The organism is Viridibacillus soli, from assembly GCF_016612995.1.
GTDB classification, from domain to species: Bacteria; Bacillota; Bacilli; order Bacillales_A; family Planococcaceae; genus Viridibacillus; species Viridibacillus soli.
The window spans coordinates 29964-45647 of the sequence record NZ_JAEOAH010000038.1 but is presented as its reverse complement, the minus strand read 5'-3'; the positions used below and the strand labels follow the sequence as shown (position 1 = coordinate 45647).

Here is a 15684-nt window from a genome sequence, read left to right as displayed (position 1 = left end):
ATACATTTACAACCAATAAAGATTTATTCTTTCGGTCCTATGAAGAAGCGGTAAATTATATTTACTATATTCAAAAAGGGGAATCGACTAATGGAAAAGCAATTATTCGTACTTGGAATGGCAATAGTTTTCAGTTTAGGGCTTGGTGCTTGCGGTAATGCCGAAAAGACTTCAGAGGATGCTTCACAGAAAAGCAAGTGACAGATTCGGCAAATCATGTGGTCTTCTAAATCTCCAGCAAATGTGACGGAGCAATTAGACAAAGTAGCGCTAAAAAAAGAAAAATCCTGTTTAAATTAATACAGGATTTTGATCAAACTTTATTCAAAATCCACAGAAACGTCTTGAATGTTCAACCATGACTTATAATCTGCACCCTTACCTGATCTCCGACCTTCTTTAAACCACTGATTAAATTTAGTTGTTCTCGCTCTTTTGGACATAAAAATACCCCTTTAGATAATCATCTCCAAAGGGGGAAAGCTTCGCATCTTTTTTATAAACATCGCGACTTTATTTCAAATCCACATCAGTTCTTTTTAAGACGTAAGCGGGCCATTCGCTTTTTCGTTTCAATAAACAATTCATCTAGTTGACGATAACATGCATATTGACCAGGTCTTTGCTTAATAAATTGTAAGCGTTCAACACCGTTAATCGGCAGCACTTCATATTCCTCTCGCAATTGAACTACCTCTACAGATGTCTGCGAAACATTGATAATAAAAACTTCATATAAGTCGATACCCTTTAGCATGATCTCTTTTGCTTTACCATCACGAGTTGCGTGTGAAGTATGGATCTCTGCTCTTAATATCTCCCAATCAGCCAACCATTTTTCTACTCGTTCTTTTGAAATAGCGTCTTTCCGGCATACTATCATCGCTTCACAAGACCTTTCTTATCGCGCTTTTGGCCTTCTCTACAAACGTCAAAAAGTGGGCAGACTTGGCATTGCGGATTTTGTGCTTTACAGTGATAGCGCCCAAAGAAAATAAGTTGATGGTGTGTTTTCGACCATTTTTCGATAGGCGTTTTTTTCATCACTGTTTCTTCTACTTGCATCACGTTATCTTTCCAACGGCATAAACCTAAGCGTTTCGTAACACGCTCGACATGGGTGTCTACTGCGAGCGCTGGAACATCAAATGCGACGGACAAGACAACATTCGCGGTTTTACGTCCAACACCAGGTAATGTTACTAGAAACTCTCTATTTGCAGGTATTTCACCGTTAAATTCTTCTAGTAAAATATGGCATAGTTTTTGAATATTTTTTGCCTTACTGCGGAATAAACCAATCGAGCGAATATCTTGTTCTAATTCCTCTAAAGGCACAGCTAAGTAATCCTCAGGCGTTTTATATTTTTGGAATAAGATGGCTGTTACTTTATTAACAAGTACGTCTGTGCACTGGGCAGATAATAATGTGGCAATTGTTAATTCGAAAGGATTTTCATGCACTAGCTCACAATGAGCATCTGGAAACATTTTCTCCATTTCCTCTAAGCAGTAATCCCATTGTTTTTTCGTTAACATGCATATCCCCTCCTATTCGCGCTCTTCTAACCAATTGTAGAACGGTACTTTTTTCGTTTGTTGTGTTTCAGCCTTGTGCGAATTTTGCTGCGATTGGGATCGTTGTGGCACCGTATTCTGGCGGAAATTTTGCGCTAGCTTTTCAGCATCTTGCGTCGTTTTGACATTTTTCTTTTTCCATTCAAATAGAATACGATCGACGTAACGCAGACTAAGCTTTTGCGATAATACCGATTCCACTAATGCTTTGCGAATCACTTCTGGAGAATGGCCATCTTGGTCAAGCCACATTGAAATCGTTTCTGTTTCCATAGGTGACAAGAAACGCCCAAATTCTTGCTCAAACAGGTTGAAAAGCTCTCCCTCTTTTAGCTTTGAAGTATCTTCTACTTTTTTTACTTTTTTCTCTAAGACACAATCCACTAAGCGTGTCCATAATGGTTGTAGATTGATTGTTTCAAATAAAACACCTAGCTCGTCCACTTTTTGCAAAATTTCAAGAATGCCTTTTTGCATGAGACGTTGTAGGCTTGATGCAATTTCATCTTCTGTCATCTGCATACGATTGGCGATGGCAGTTGGTGTCGGAAATTCATTGCCTTCCTCATGAAATGCTGTTAGATGCATCAATAGCATCGCTTCTGAATCTTTGATGCCTAACTCCTTATAAAACTGAAAAAAAAGATGAGAAATGCTGACATTTCCCTGCTCTATCCAAATTCGGAGTCGATCAGCTTCGTTAGTCATTGTCGAACTCCCCTTTTTTTGTCTGAAAATTAACAAGAAGAATCGCAAGTCGCTGCGGTTCTTCTTGTTGGATGTTATTGGTTTGTTTTTATCCTTGAGGTACTTACACGGCATATCCAGCTTCAGCGGCCAGCCCCTCGAGGTCACTTCAGTCTCTCGGTCAAAGGCAAACAGCGCCTTTGATTCAAGCCTTCCAGTGCTTGTCGGGGCTAAACGGGCCGCTGAAGCATTTAGAATACCCAGCTTCAGGCGCTAGACTCTCGAGGTCACTTGGGCCCACACGAGGTGGGTCATGCAACCGTTGCGACAGGACGTCGCGAACTTAGGTTGCCTTCTTCTATTCTCGGAAAAAAGTTGGAATAATGCTTTTGTTTCGAAAGCTACAGCGCTTGTCGGAGGCCCACACGATGTGGGTCACGTAACCGTTGCGACAGGACGTCGCAAACTTAGGTTACGTTCCTTGAAACGAGCGCCTTCAGCATTTAATCATGGGTATAGTCGATTAAGTAAGCGTGGGAATGGGATGCTTTCGCGTACGTGTTCTGCACCTGTAATCCATGCTACTGTTCTTTCTAAACCAAGACCAAAGCCTGAGTGAGGTACTGAGCCTTGTTCACGAAGGTCTAGGTACCAAGCATATGCATTTTCATCTAAATCATGTTCTCTTAGACGTTGTTTCATTAATTCAAAGTCATGTACGCGTTCAGAGCCGCCGATAATTTCACCGTAACCTTCTGGTGCGATTAAGTCTGCACATAATACAACATCATCACGGTCTGGATGTGGTTGCATGTAGAATGGTTTAATACCTACTGGATAGCATGTGATAAAGACTGGTTTATCATAATGCTCAGCAATTGCTGTTTCATGTGGTGCACCGAAATCTTCGCCCCATTCAATATCATCGAAGCCTTTTTCGTGTAAAAGTTTAATGGCATCATCGTAAGAAATACGAGGGAATGGCGCTTTAATTTGTTCCAATTTAGAAGTATCACGACCTAGACGTTCTAGTTCGATTTTGCAATTTTCAAGTACTGATTGCACGATGTAAGAAACGTATTGTTCTTGAACTTCTAAACTTTCATCATGTTCTACAAAAGCCATTTCTGGTTCAATCATCCAAAACTCGATTAAATGACGACGTGTTTTGGATTTCTCCGCACGGAATGTTGGGCCGAATGAGAATACTTTTCCTAGCGCCATTGCAGCTGCTTCCATGTACAATTGGCCTGACTGTGAAAGGTATGCATCTTGGTCGAAATATTTTGTATGGAACAATTCTGATGTTCCTTCAGGAGCTGAGCCTGTTAAAATCGGTGGGTCAACTTTCGTGAAGCCATTATCGTTGAAGAATTCGTAAGTTGCACGGATGATTTCATTACGTACTTTCATAATGGCGTGTTGTTTACGAGAACGTAACCATAAGTGACGGTTGTCCATTAGGAACTCAATACCGTGCTCTTTAGGTGTTATTGGATAATTATTTGCTTCTGCAATTACTTCAATTTCTTTCACTTGAAGTTCAAATCCGAATGCGGAGCGCTCATCTTTTGTTACTTCTCCTACAACATATAGAGATGATTCTTGATGTAAACCTTTGGCAGTTACAAACACTTCTTCTGGCACGTCTGCTTTTACGACTACGCCTTGAACAAAACCTGAACCGTCGCGTAATTGTAAGAAGGCGATTTTACCGCTTGAACGTTTATTTGCAAGCCAACCACCTAATTTTACCGTTTCACCTACATGATTTGGCATATCTTGAATCATAATTTTTTTCATATTACCCTCCCACATTCTAAACAATTTTACAGACTACCTGGTCTTCAAGTAGTCTGCATCATTGTTATTATTAGAGTATTAGTCTTGCCATTTAGATTGTACAAAAGTATCGATGCGTTTAACAGCTGCTTCTAATGCTTCAAGTGAAGTCGCATATGAAAGTCGAACTGTTTTTTCTGCACCAAAGCCAGAGCCAGGAATGACTGCAACGTTAGCTTCTTCTAATAATGCTTTTGCAAATGCATCTACAGAGTCATAGCCTGTTTTAGCTGCTGCTTCTGTTACATCTGGTAATAGGTAGAATGCCCCTTCTGGTTTCAATACGTGGAAGCCAGGAATTGCATTTAATTTTGGATAGATTTCTGTTAAACGTGATTCAAATGCTTGGCGCATCTCTTCAACTGTATCTTGTGGACCATTGTAAGCTTCGATCGCAGCATATTGTGCTGTAGTTGTCGCATTTGAAGTCGAGTGACTAGCTAAGTCAGTCATGGCTTTAATGATTTCAGCATTTCCTGCTGCATATCCAATACGCCAACCTGTCATAGAGTGAGATTTTGCTACTCCATTAATAACCATCGTACGTGCTTTTACGGACTCTGATAGTTGTGCAATTGAGAAATGTTTTACTCCATTATATACAAGTTTTTCATAAATTTCGTCTGACACGATTAGAATATCTGCTTCTTCACATACTGCAGCGATGGAAGCTAATTCTTCTTTCGTATAAACCATACCAGTAGGGTTACTTGGTGAGTTTAAAATAAGTGCACGTGTTTTATCAGTGATAGCACCTCGAAGTTGTTCAGCAGTTACTTTATAGTTTTGTTCTGCTGTAGCTTCTAAATGCACGGGTACACCGCCAGCCAATTTCACTTGTTCTGGATAACTTACCCAATAAGGAATTGGAATGATTACTTCGTCACCAGGGTTCAACAACACTTGGAACAATGTATAAAGCACATGTTTCGCACCTACACCTACCATTACTTCGTTTGGTGCATAAGTAAGATTGTTGTCTTTTTCTAATTTAGCAATAATGGCTTGTTTTAATGCTGGTAGACCACCAGCAGGTGTATATTTTGTGAAGCCTTGCATCATAGATTCCGCAGCTGCATCTAAAATGTTTTGTGGCGTGTTAAAATCGGGCTCGCCAGCTCCTAATCCAATAACGTCAATTCCTTGTTCCTTCAACTCTTTTGCTTTCGCTGTAATCGCTAAAGTTGTAGAAGGTGTTAATGTTTTTACACGATCTGCTAAATGTTGTTTCAAGTTAATCTTCCCCTTTTTTTACAAGTTCAATATACGCTTCCACCACTGTCCGTTTTCGAACAGAATATAAACGTAGTTTAACTTATCCTCTTTATTAAGATACGTAATTTCCCAAACGACGCCGGGCTCTTCTATACCCAATTTTGTATGCAGAATTTCTTTCACGTCATCCTTTTTGGATACAACCGAAAGTGCTTCTTTCTCTGAAATGCCATCCTCCATTAAAACGTCTACTAGTTTTGCCTTACTATCATCTTTTGGAACAAACACAGCTTTTTTCTTTCCTGCCTGATCTGTTCCAATTACCGTAACAAACGGATTCTTGCCGTTATACACATATGTATCGGTGACAGTCGCTAGCTTCTCTGTATCAAGTACAGCTTCCTTCGCGGCTTTCTCCGAGCTGTAAAACGGTGAATACGATTTCCAAGCAACTATAACGACAATTGATAACGACAGGATTAACAAAAATATCGTAAAGAACTTGATCCAATTTTTCATTATATCACCTTACGTTTCATTTATCGTGAAGATAGGCTTCATTTTGCCTACTTTTAAATGCGCTAAACCAAACAAAGGAATTACTGGCTTTGACGCATTTTCAAGTTGACTGAAGCTCGGCTGAAAACATCTCTTAATAGTGGATCGTACTTCAATTTTACTTTCCATATGATCGACCTGCTTTCTATCCCCATACTTTATTATTATACCAATGTTCTAATTCTAAGACCATATGTTGAAGGGATACTTTTTTGACTGGAATTGCTGGAAGAGAATGTATAAATTCCTTCCCATATGATTTTGTTTCAATACGACGATCCAGGACGATAAATACACCCTTATCTTGTGAAGAACGGATTAAACGACCAAAGCCTTGCTTAAATCGCAAGATGGCTTCAGGAAGTGCTAATTTATAAAACGAATTCAAACCTTGCTCGGTTAACACTTCCGCTCTTGCTCGGAAAATAGGTTCTTCCGGTGCAGAGAATGGTAAACGTACAACAATGACCGCAGACAATGCATCACCTGGTACATCTACCCCTTCCCAAAAGCTGTTCGTACCAAAGAGCACGGAATGATTAAATTTTTGGAAAAGCTTCAGTAATCGCATACGGCTTCCTGAAGACATACCCTGCGCAAAGAGCATATAATCACTTAGCGCTTCCGTTTCTTGGATTAACTCAACCGTTTTTCTGAGCATATCTTGCGACGTAAATAATACGAAGCAACGCCCTTCCGTAACAAGTACTGTTTGAATAATAGCATCTGCCACTGCTTCTACATACTCAGTTTGTGAGACTTGTTGAATTTCAGGCATATCTTCCACTATATAAAGGCTTGCACCGTCATAGTAAGAATGTGGTGCTTGGAATTGGAATAACGGTACTGAACTTTGGAGTCCTAATTGATCCGCGATAAAACGTTGATTATTCGGCACTGTTAATGTACCGGATGCCCAGATGATTCCTGCTTGTGTTCGGAAGCGATCTAAAACAGCTGTAACTGATTGTTCTACACGAATTGGTCTTTTATAAACATGTAAGCTACCAGGAATACTCCTTAAATCTAACTCAATCCAAGCTGAGCAATCTTTATCAAATGTTAAGAAAATGGCGTCCCATTCCGCCACTTTAATTGTTAATTCGCGTAACCAATAATGCCAATCTGACAATATCGTTTGTTGCCAAGGTGATAAATCGTCTGGGTATTGCAAAAAAGTATCACTTAGTTCCTTGGCAAATTGCACCCATTCTCCAATAACATGACTCACTTTTTCATATAAAGGTTGCTGAGTGGTTAGTGAATTTAAAGGAAATGTACGTTTATTATGCCGTGAACCTGACTTTTGAATATTTAATTGATTGATGATTTGATGAATTGCTGCGTCAAATATTTGCACCATTTCGCAATATTTCGTTTCAAGCTTCGATAACTGCCTAATTGGAATTTTCTCACTATCAGTCATCAGTTTGAAATAGTCGTGGATTAACTGATGTTCATCTACTGTCCCAAGTTGCCCAAAAATGTATTTCCATTGCGTATAAGAGAGAACTTTTTCATCCCTTAATGTGGCTGCTTGAATAAATTGATGTGCTTCATCTAAAATCCAACCGTTAACAGAAGCAAGTACTGGTTCAATACGTGTCAAATCAGATAGCAGCATTGCATGGTTTGTAATAATGAGATCGGCTGCTTTACTTTTTTTAATGGCATATTCATAAAAATCAAAGTAATTTTTACCACGAGAAACAGCTGTTGTAGATGAGCGACGAATTTTATCTACTAATAACTGTCCGCCACCAGATAATGTAATTTCATTTAAATCACCTGTAGTCGTATTTGCAAGCCACACGAGTAGCTGCATCATTGTAAATGCTTCGTCATAGGACACATCGTCTACGACAAAAAGTTCCACAAAACGGTCCACATCGATATAATGTTCCATTCCTTTTAATATGGCAACATTGACTGTTGTTTGTAAAATCGCTTCTGCTTTTGGCAGTTCTTCCGCTAGAAGTTGGTCTAGTAAATGCGATGTATATGAGCTAATCGCTACTTTTCCATTTGTTTGTTTAACATAAATTATCGCTGGAATTAAGTATGCAAGCGTCTTGCCAATTCCAGTGGATGCTTCTGTTAATACTTCTTGTTTCGTTTTCAAGGCTTGCCAAACTTGGTCCATCATTTTAAATTGATCGGAACGTACTTCGAAATCTTTAAAAGCACGACTAAATAGCAATTCCTTTTCAGCATCTGCTTGTGGATATGTCAGCTTTACTTCTGCTGGAGTTTCGATAACTACTCCTCTTAAAGCTAAATTTTTGTAGTAAAAGTGGCTGTCAGATTGCTTTGATGCCGCTCTTTTTAACTGGATTGCATCAAAAAATAATTGCGATAGGTCTGATTTTAAGCGGAATGAGCGTTGATGCAATTGCTCAATTGTTGAAAGTGGTAGTGTTAAGAGTTCTTTCCAACCGCGTTTCAATAAAAGTGCTGTTGCATTGGCATCATCGTCTGCGCGATGTGCATGTTTCAATGAAATATTCAATTCCATTGCGATATCCTGGAGCTTATAGCTAAAGGCCGTTGGGAATAAAATTTTCGATAATTCAACTGTATCCATCTGTTTACCAAACCATTTTGGTAAACCTGCCCTTTTCAATTCAGCTTGCAAAAACGGCAAATCAAAATCGGTATTATGTGCGACAAATACACAATCTTGTAAAATGTTATAAATTTCTTCAGCATGCGCTTCAAATGGCTTTGCATCTTTGACATCAAAGTCTGTAATATTCGTTAAGTCTTGAATAAAACGAGGGATTTTCTTCCCTGGGTGAATGAAAGTGGTGTAAGTTGATTGAACTTCCCAATCTTTCATCAAAACAATCGCTATTTGAATGATGCGGTCTCCGTTTTGAGAAGAGTGACCTGTAGTTTCTATATCTACGATTGCATATGTTTGACTGTCCATCATTTTCTTCACAACTTTCCGATCGATTTATATTCAAAATTCTATCACATTTTGAACAGAATAGCTGAAGTGGATGTGCAAAAATAGAGATTTTCGGTATTGTTGTTGTAAGCAGTTTTTTTGTTGCGCAATCGGAGATGATTGTAACAGTAAATCCATTGAATGTTTCGCGAATTCGTTCAATTTTTATTTAGCAGTATATTCATGCCCTAAATCACTAAAAAAGCACCCGACATGACGGATGCTTCACACAATTACATAACTGTTGCTTCCGGCTCGTACTGGATGAGTTCCTTGATTGTATTACCTTCTTGCATAATCGCTACAGTTGGTTTATGGTTTTTTGCTTCTTCGTGATCAACATAGGCATAGGACATAATGATAACGACATCTCCTCTTTGTACGAGGCGAGCAGCTGCTCCGTTTACGCAAATAACACCGCTTCCACGCTTCCCGGCAATAATATACGTTTCAAAACGTGCGCCATTATTATTATCAACGATATGCACTTTTTCATTTGGTAACATTCCGACTGCATCGAGTAAATTCTCGTCAATTGTAATACTTCCTACGTAATTTAAATCCGCTTGCGTCACAACTGCACGATGGATTTTCGCATTCATCATCATTCTTAGCATCATTTATTCCCCTTTTCTTTGAAAAATAATATTATCAATTAGTCGAGTTTTGCCAAAGTAAACAGCTGCTGCAAGCAATACTTTGTCAGTTTGCTCTGTCACTTCAGTAAGATCTGGGTAACTAAGCATTTGTAAATAATCCATTTTGCCAGTTGCATTGTATTCAATATGCTCTGTTGCAAGTTTTGTCGCCCACAAGATGTCGCCATTTTTCAAATAATGTCTTTTAGCTAAATCTAACGCTTGTTGAATAACCGGTGCTTGTAAACGCTGTTGTTCTGTTAAAAATACGTTACGTGAACTTTTAGCAAGACCATCTTCTTCACGCACGATTGGCACGCTGCGAATGGCTAACGGAAAATTATAATCACGTACAAGTGTTTCGATAATTGCTAGCTGTTGCGCATCCTTTTGACCGAAATAAGCCTGGGTTGGTAACGTTAAATGGAATAACTTTGTCACAATCTTTAAAACACCGTCGAAATGTCCCGGTCTTGTAGCACCACAAAGAATCTTGGACTGTGGGCCCGCAATAATTTGAATGCCACCATTTGTTGGGTACATTTCTTCTACAGTAGGTGCAAATAAAAAATCCACTCCAACTTTTTCTGCAATCTTCGCATCACGCTCTAAATCTCTCGGATATCTTTCATAGTCTTCATTCGGTCCAAACTGTGCTGGATTGACGAAAAGGCTCATGATAACGATGTCATTTTCTTCACGCGCAGCTGTTGCAAGCGCCATATGCCCTTCATGTAAATAACCCATTGTAGGTACAAGACCGATTGATTTGTTAGCTTTTTTTATCGCTGTAATGTGTACTGTTAATTGTTCAATAGTTGTAATGATTTTCATTTTTTAATGCCTCCGTATAGCTGCTCTAGCTGATGATCTGCCATCGTGAAGCGATGCTCTGGCTTTGGGAATGAACCATTTTTCACTGCATTTGTATAGCTTTCAATCCCACTACGCATTAATTCTCCTGCAGGTGCAAAAGTTTCAACGAATTTTGGCACATGATGCGTGCCATACGCAAGTACATCATGATAGACAAGCACTTGCCCATCGACGTCTGCTCCTGCTCCGATACCGATCACTGGAATTTTTAGTACCTTTGTTATTTCTGCTGCAAGTTGATAGGGAATACATTCGATCACAACAGCGCATGCGCCTGCAGCTTCAACTTTTAATGCATCTTGTATTAATTTTTCTGCTGCATCAGCCGTTTTCCCTTGCACTTTGTAGCCACCAAGAACTGCTGCAGATTGTGGAAGTAAGCCTAAATGAGCTATAACTGGAATTCCCGTACTCACTAGCGAGGAAATAACATTTACAACGTCATCTGCCCCTTCAACTTTTAATGCGCTTGCACCCGTTTGTTGGAACATTTCAATTGCAGTTTGCAAAGTTCGATCAAGATTACCATGGTAAGAACCAAACGGCATATCAACAACGATAAATGTGTCTTTTGCTCCCCGTTTTACAGCTTTTGCATGATGGACCATATCTGCAACTGTCACAGGCACCGTTGAATCATAGCCGAGCACTACCATGCCAAGTGAATCACCGACTAGAATCATATCAACACCTTCTTCTTCAGCTAATTTTGCTGAAGGAAAATCATAAGCGGTAAGCATGACAATTTTGTCTTTTTGCTCTTTCATTTTCAAAAATTCAATCGTAGTTTTCAAAACTCTTCCTCCTTTTTGCAGGAAGAAAACAGAAAAACCCCTCTGTCTAAAAATGGACAGAAGGGTTGCGTTTTCAATGAAATGCATCGTTTTCTTCCGTCCCTGTCTATTACTAGATCAAGGCAGATCTTTTTAGTTATAGTTTTTGTTGCAAGGTACAGTTCAAATAAATTGATACTGTCCTGTGCCTCCACTATAGCAAGTTTTACGATACATTCCAATCATTATTTTTCGAGTGTAATATCAGCTGAATAGATGCCTTTAATCGTACCGTCATCTAATTGTAGTTCCAGTACACCGTCTTTTGTAATACCGATTGCTTTACCGATGAACACATCTTGTAAAGTTGTAGCTCGAATACGACTGCCAATTGTGCAAGAATAACTTTCCCATTCCGATTTAATCGGCTCAAAGCCTTCTTTAACATATTGTGCACTGTAAATTTCTAAGTAATAAAGAATCCTCGCAACAAGTGCTGCGCGGTCAATATGCTTTCCACTAACAATTTTTAGTGATGTTGCGATATCTTTGATTTCTTCATCGAAATCAGCTTGTTCATGGTTGACATTTATGCCGATCCCCATAATGATAGCATTGACACGGTCAGGGTCTGCTTGTAGTTCAGTTAAAATCCCTGTACACTTCTTACCTTGAATCAGTAAATCATTAGGCCATTTAATTTCTGGGCGCACACCTGTTACATCATCTATTGCTTTAGTCAGTGCTACTGCTGCCACTAGCGTAAATTGAGGTGCTTCATAAGGAGGAATCTCTGGACGGAAAATAACACTCATCCAAATTCCTTTGCCCTTTGTCGACTTCCATTCACGCATCATACGACCTCGACCAGCTGTTTGCTCCTCGCAGATTACAATGGTACCTTCAGAGGCTCCGTCCTGCGCTTGATTATGGGCAATCGTTTGCGTAGAGGTCATTGACTCTTCGTAAATAATCCGGTGGCCGAATTTTTCTGTTTCAAGAGCCACTGTAATTTTCGCGTCATCGACTGTATCAGGAGTTGCTGTTAAAATATAGCCTCTTTTCTTCACCGTTTCAAAATCATATCCTTTTTCTTGCAACTGCTTCATATGCTTCCAAATCGCAGTTCTAGAGATACCAAATTCATCAGCAAGTTGTTGACCAGAAATCGGTTTGCCATCAGCCTCAACTAAGCGCTTGATAATTTCATTTTTCAATGTTGCTTTCATGACTAAACCATTCCTTTATATGTTGTCGTTCATTGACAAGCTTATTTGATAGTATTTCATCGACCATTTTATCGATTACTACTTTTAACCACGGGCCACTTTTTTTACCACTCCACTCCATCAAATCACGACCATTTACAGCGATTTCTGTACGAGATTGAATGGTTAGTAATTTCTTCTTGTGTGGGATTTCAGAACTATTTAAATTACCAATATTACGATTTAATTTTTCCGCAAAATCATTCGCGATTTCTAAGACAGGTAAGTCAAATTCAAAATAATCTCGAGCAGTCCAACCGGGTGTTATCCGTCTTTTATACGCTTGTAATACTTGCTGAACGTAGACTTTTTCTTTGTTCGAACAATTAAATGCTTTCAAGAGTTGCAGTGCATTTTCATCTCGTTGTAATAAAATTAAAAATGCCCAACCATTCATTGGATTGCCACGACTTTCAAAATTGCTCCAAGCGTTTGCATTTCCCGAAAACTCCACAGGTAAATAGTCTACAAGCTGCGTGTCATTTACATAGTAAATCGCTTCTTTGGCATTTGCACTCGTCCATATTTTATCGAATTCTGCTTTTATACGTTCCTTAGCAATATAGCTTAGATCTGCTGCTTGCTTACGAATGGCTTTGAAAGTCTCTTCTTCAATAGCAAATCCAAGCTGAGCACTAAAACGGATAGCACGAAGCATACGAAGAGCGTCCTCTGCGAAGCGGTCACTAGCATTTCCAACTGCCCGGATCAATTGTGCTTTTAAATCACTTTGTCCACCGTATAAATCGACTATTTCTTTTGACGCCCGCATTGCCATCGCATTAATCGTGAAATCACGGCGCTTTAAATCCTCTTCTAGGGAACGTACAAACTGCACGTCATCAGGTCGACGATGATCCGCATAACTGCCTTCCGTACGATATGTCGTCACTTCAACAGGACTGAGCGGATGAATGACTAACACAGTACCGTGAGCGATTCCGACATCTGCTGTGCGTGAAAAAACCGTCTTCACCTCTTCAGGTAAAGCACTCGTTGCGATATCGACATCATTCGCTAGATGCCCTCGTAAATAATCTCGTACTGCGCCACCAACAATGACCGCTTCATAGCCCGCTTTTTCAAGACTATGTATGATGTTAAAAGCCGCTTGCCAATTCACATCTAATTTCATTTTTTACGTGCCACCTTCTCATATAGAGCCTCATATTGCTCCACAATTTTCGACGAGTGGAAGCAATGAGTTGCTCTATAAATAGCAGCCTCTCGGAAGGCTTGTAATTTTTTTTCATCTTGCAATAAACCAATCGCATACGCCGCTGCCTGATCTGTATCACCTAACTCAACTAAATAACCATTGAGACCATGTTCAATTACTTCTGGAATACCGCCCACTTTCGTACCAATACCAGGTACTCCGCATGCCATCGCTTCTAATAAAACAAGTCCAAATGCCTCTTTTTCAGACATGAGTAGTTTAATATCACTCATCGCATAAAGCTCAGATAGATTATCTTGTTTGCCTAAAAATAAAACATCATTCACATATGGACATTTTTTCACTTCTTCCATAATACGATGTTTTTCAGGACCATCTCCAACAAGCAACAATTTTGCAGGCATCTGCTCTCTTACTTTCATGAATGTTTTAATAATGTCTGGAATATGTTTTACCTTCCTAAAGTTCGACACGTGAATAAGCACTCGCTCATCTTCTGAAACACCAAAATCACGCTTTAATTGCGTGCCATCTTTTGGTGTATATTCCCTTTCGTCGACGAAATTATAAATTGTTTCGATTGATTTATTTGTTTCGATCAGTTCATATGTTTGACACTTCAATGAATCGGAAACAGTTGTCACTATATCAGATTTTTCAATGCCATAGCGAATGGCACCTGTTAATGAAGAATCATAGCCTAACACAGTAATATCCGTACCGTGAAGCGTTGTGACAATTCCGACATCCTCTCCAGCCATATCTCGACCTAACACCGCACAAATAGCATGTGGAATTGCATAGTGAACATGTAAAACATCAAGCTGCTCATTTTTAATAACATCTGCCATTTTACTCGCTAACGCGATATCATACGGAGAATGTTGAAATACGGAGTAATTATTCACTTCTACTTCATGATAAAAAATTGTTGGGTAAATTTTATTTAAGCGAAATGGCATACTAGAAGTGATGAAATGAATTTCATGCCCTTTTTCCGCCAGCATTTTACCAAGCTCTGTAGCGATTACGCCTGAGCCTCCAACGGTCGGATAACAAGTTATACCAATTTTTAGTTTACGCACCCGATCACTTCCTTTCTTGCTTGTATATATTTTTGCAGTTGCATTAGGGTTTGGGGAATTAATCAGGACATCTATCCCTCGAGGTCGTTTCCGTTCTCTCGGTCAAAGTCTAAAAAGATGACTTTGATTCAGGCCCGCACGATGCGGATCACGCAGTCGTTGCCACAGGATGTGGCGGTCTTAGACTGTGTTCCTTTATACAACGCTTGTCGCAGCTGAACGAGCGCCTTCAGCATTTAGTAGGATATCCAGCTTCAGGCGCTAGCTGCTCGAGGGCGTTTCCGTTCTCTCGGTCAACGTCTGTAATGATGACTTTGATTCGAGAACTCCAACGCTAGTCGCAGCTGAACGAGCGCCGTCAGCATTTAGTAGGAGATCCAGCTTCAGGCGCTCGCTGCTCGAGGTCGTTTCCGGTCTCTCGGTCAAAGTCTGAAATGATGACTTTGATTCGAGAACTCCAACGCTTGTCGCAGCTGAACGAGCGCCTTCAGCATTTAGTAGGATATCCAGCTTCAGGCGCTAGCTGCTCGAGGTCGTTTCCGTTCTCTCGGTCAAAGTCTGAAATGATGACTTTGATTCGAGAACTCCAACGCTTGTCGCAGCTGAACGAGCGCCTTCAGCATTTAGTTTCTACGTCCTTCTATTAAACGCCAGTCGATGTAGCCTTTTTGTAGGCCTTTTAATAGTACTTCGGCAGTTCCCATATTTGTCGCTAAAGGGATTTGGTAGACGTCACATAGACGGATTAATGCTGAAACGTCTGGTTCATGTGGTTGCGCTGTTAATGGATCTCGGAAGAAGATAATCATATCCATATCATTATTGGCAATCATTGCACCAATTTGCTGATCGCCGCCAAGAGGACCCGAACGGAATCGTGTAACAGATAAGCCCGTTTCATCAATTACACGTTGCCCTGTCGTTCCTGTAGCATATAATTCATGTTGAGCTAAAATGGCATGATATGCTATTACGAATTGTATTAAATTATCCTTTTTTCTATCATGGGCAATTAGAGCTATTTTCATGGC

The 15684-nt window shown here is 39.8% G+C and carries 16 protein-coding genes; all 16 read right to left on the bottom strand.

Features of this window, described 5'->3' with window-relative positions; genetic code table 11:
- Positions 1-320: 320 nt before the first annotated feature.
- On the bottom strand, positions 321-443 hold the full coding sequence (locus JFL43_RS23100) for a hypothetical protein (protein ID WP_267907820.1): 123 nt from the start codon (positions 441-443) through the stop codon (positions 321-323).
- 86 nt (positions 444-529) lie between these two features.
- Complete coding sequence (locus JFL43_RS18185; protein WP_200750131.1) at positions 530-883, bottom strand: YpoC family protein; 354 nt, start codon at positions 881-883, stop codon at positions 530-532.
- Positions 880-1539 carry an endonuclease III gene (nth, locus tag JFL43_RS18180; protein WP_200750130.1) on the bottom strand — a complete coding sequence of 220 codons (660 nt, stop codon included), beginning with the start codon at positions 1537-1539 and terminating at the stop codon, positions 880-882. Before nth ends, JFL43_RS18185 begins: the two co-directional genes overlap by 4 nt.
- A 12-nt stretch (positions 1540-1551) precedes the next feature.
- Positions 1552-2286 carry a DnaD domain-containing protein gene (locus JFL43_RS18175; RefSeq protein ID WP_200750129.1) on the bottom strand — a complete coding sequence of 245 codons (735 nt, stop codon included), beginning with the start codon at positions 2284-2286 and terminating at the stop codon, positions 1552-1554.
- Positions 2287-2772: 486 nt separating this feature from the next.
- On the bottom strand, positions 2773-4068 hold the full coding sequence (gene asnS / locus JFL43_RS18170; protein WP_200750128.1) for an asparagine--tRNA ligase: 1296 nt from the start codon (positions 4066-4068) through the stop codon (positions 2773-2775).
- Positions 4069-4146: 78 nt separating this feature from the next.
- Entirely contained in the window at positions 4147-5340 is a 1194-nt protein-coding gene (locus tag JFL43_RS18165; RefSeq protein ID WP_200750127.1) for a pyridoxal phosphate-dependent aminotransferase, read from the bottom strand.
- 18 nt (positions 5341-5358) lie between these two features.
- Positions 5359-5841 carry a cell wall elongation regulator TseB-like domain-containing protein gene (locus JFL43_RS18160; RefSeq protein WP_100796804.1) on the bottom strand — a complete coding sequence of 161 codons (483 nt, stop codon included), beginning with the start codon at positions 5839-5841 and terminating at the stop codon, positions 5359-5361.
- A gap of 9 nt (positions 5842-5850) precedes the next feature.
- On the bottom strand, positions 5851-6009 hold the full coding sequence (locus JFL43_RS18155) for a hypothetical protein (RefSeq protein WP_200750126.1): 159 nt from the start codon (positions 6007-6009) through the stop codon (positions 5851-5853).
- Between the two features lie 16 nt (positions 6010-6025).
- On the bottom strand, positions 6026-8815 hold the full coding sequence (dinG, locus tag JFL43_RS18150) for an ATP-dependent DNA helicase DinG (RefSeq protein WP_200750125.1): 2790 nt from the start codon (positions 8813-8815) through the stop codon (positions 6026-6028).
- A 251-nt stretch (positions 8816-9066) separates the two neighbouring features.
- Positions 9067-9450, bottom strand: coding sequence for an aspartate 1-decarboxylase (gene panD, locus JFL43_RS18145; protein WP_100798176.1), 384 nt, complete (start codon positions 9448-9450; stop codon positions 9067-9069).
- Between the two features lie 3 nt (positions 9451-9453).
- A complete protein-coding gene (gene panC / locus JFL43_RS18140) occupies positions 9454-10305 on the bottom strand; it encodes a pantoate--beta-alanine ligase (protein WP_200750124.1) in 852 nt (283 codons plus the stop codon).
- Positions 10302-11141: a 3-methyl-2-oxobutanoate hydroxymethyltransferase gene (gene panB, locus JFL43_RS18135; protein ID WP_200750123.1), complete on the bottom strand. Its 840-nt coding sequence runs from the start codon at positions 11139-11141 to the stop codon at positions 10302-10304. The genes panC and panB overlap by 4 nt, the downstream gene beginning before the upstream one ends.
- Before the next feature lie 224 nt (positions 11142-11365).
- A complete protein-coding gene (locus tag JFL43_RS18130; protein WP_200750122.1) occupies positions 11366-12349 on the bottom strand; it encodes a biotin--[acetyl-CoA-carboxylase] ligase in 984 nt (327 codons plus the stop codon).
- A complete protein-coding gene (locus JFL43_RS18125; RefSeq protein WP_200750121.1) occupies positions 12327-13523 on the bottom strand; it encodes a CCA tRNA nucleotidyltransferase in 1197 nt (398 codons plus the stop codon). Before JFL43_RS18125 ends, JFL43_RS18130 begins: the two co-directional genes overlap by 23 nt.
- A complete protein-coding gene (gene bshA / locus JFL43_RS18120; protein ID WP_200750120.1) occupies positions 13520-14653 on the bottom strand; it encodes an N-acetyl-alpha-D-glucosaminyl L-malate synthase BshA in 1134 nt (377 codons plus the stop codon). Before bshA ends, JFL43_RS18125 begins: the two co-directional genes overlap by 4 nt.
- Before the next feature lie 623 nt (positions 14654-15276).
- Complete coding sequence (mgsA, locus tag JFL43_RS18115) at positions 15277-15681, bottom strand: methylglyoxal synthase (protein WP_200750119.1); 405 nt, start codon at positions 15679-15681, stop codon at positions 15277-15279.
- Positions 15682-15684: the final 3 nt, after the last annotated feature.

Bases quoted from the DNA above. Each gene is read 5' to 3' on its own strand.
- JFL43_RS23100 (WP_267907820.1), bottom strand. From the start codon at position 443: ATGTCCAAAAGAGCGAGAACAACTAAATTTAATCAGTGGTTTAAAGAA.
- JFL43_RS18185 (WP_200750131.1), bottom strand. From the start codon at position 883: ATGATAGTATGCCGGAAAGACGCTATTTCAAAAGAACGAGTAGAAAAA.
- nth (WP_200750130.1), bottom strand. From the start codon at position 1,539: ATGTTAACGAAAAAACAATGGGATTACTGCTTAGAGGAAATGGAGAAA.
- JFL43_RS18175 (WP_200750129.1), bottom strand. From the start codon at position 2,286: ATGACTAACGAAGCTGATCGACTCCGAATTTGGATAGAGCAGGGAAAT.
- asnS (WP_200750128.1), bottom strand. From the start codon at position 4,068: ATGAAAAAAATTATGATTCAAGATATGCCAAATCATGTAGGTGAAACG.
- JFL43_RS18160 (WP_100796804.1), bottom strand. From the start codon at position 5,841: ATGAAAAATTGGATCAAGTTCTTTACGATATTTTTGTTAATCCTGTCG.
- JFL43_RS18155 (WP_200750126.1), bottom strand. From the start codon at position 6,009: ATGGAAAGTAAAATTGAAGTACGATCCACTATTAAGAGATGTTTTCAG.
- dinG (WP_200750125.1), bottom strand. From the start codon at position 8,815: ATGATGGACAGTCAAACATATGCAATCGTAGATATAGAAACTACAGGT.
- panD (WP_100798176.1), bottom strand. From the start codon at position 9,450: ATGCTAAGAATGATGATGAATGCGAAAATCCATCGTGCAGTTGTGACG.
- panC (WP_200750124.1), bottom strand. From the start codon at position 10,305: ATGAAAATCATTACAACTATTGAACAATTAACAGTACACATTACAGCG.
- JFL43_RS18130 (WP_200750122.1), bottom strand. From the start codon at position 12,349: ATGAAAGCAACATTGAAAAATGAAATTATCAAGCGCTTAGTTGAGGCT.
- JFL43_RS18125 (WP_200750121.1), bottom strand. From the start codon at position 13,523: ATGAAATTAGATGTGAATTGGCAAGCGGCTTTTAACATCATACATAGT.
- mgsA (WP_200750119.1), bottom strand. From the start codon at position 15,681: ATGAAAATAGCTCTAATTGCCCATGATAGAAAAAAGGATAATTTAATA.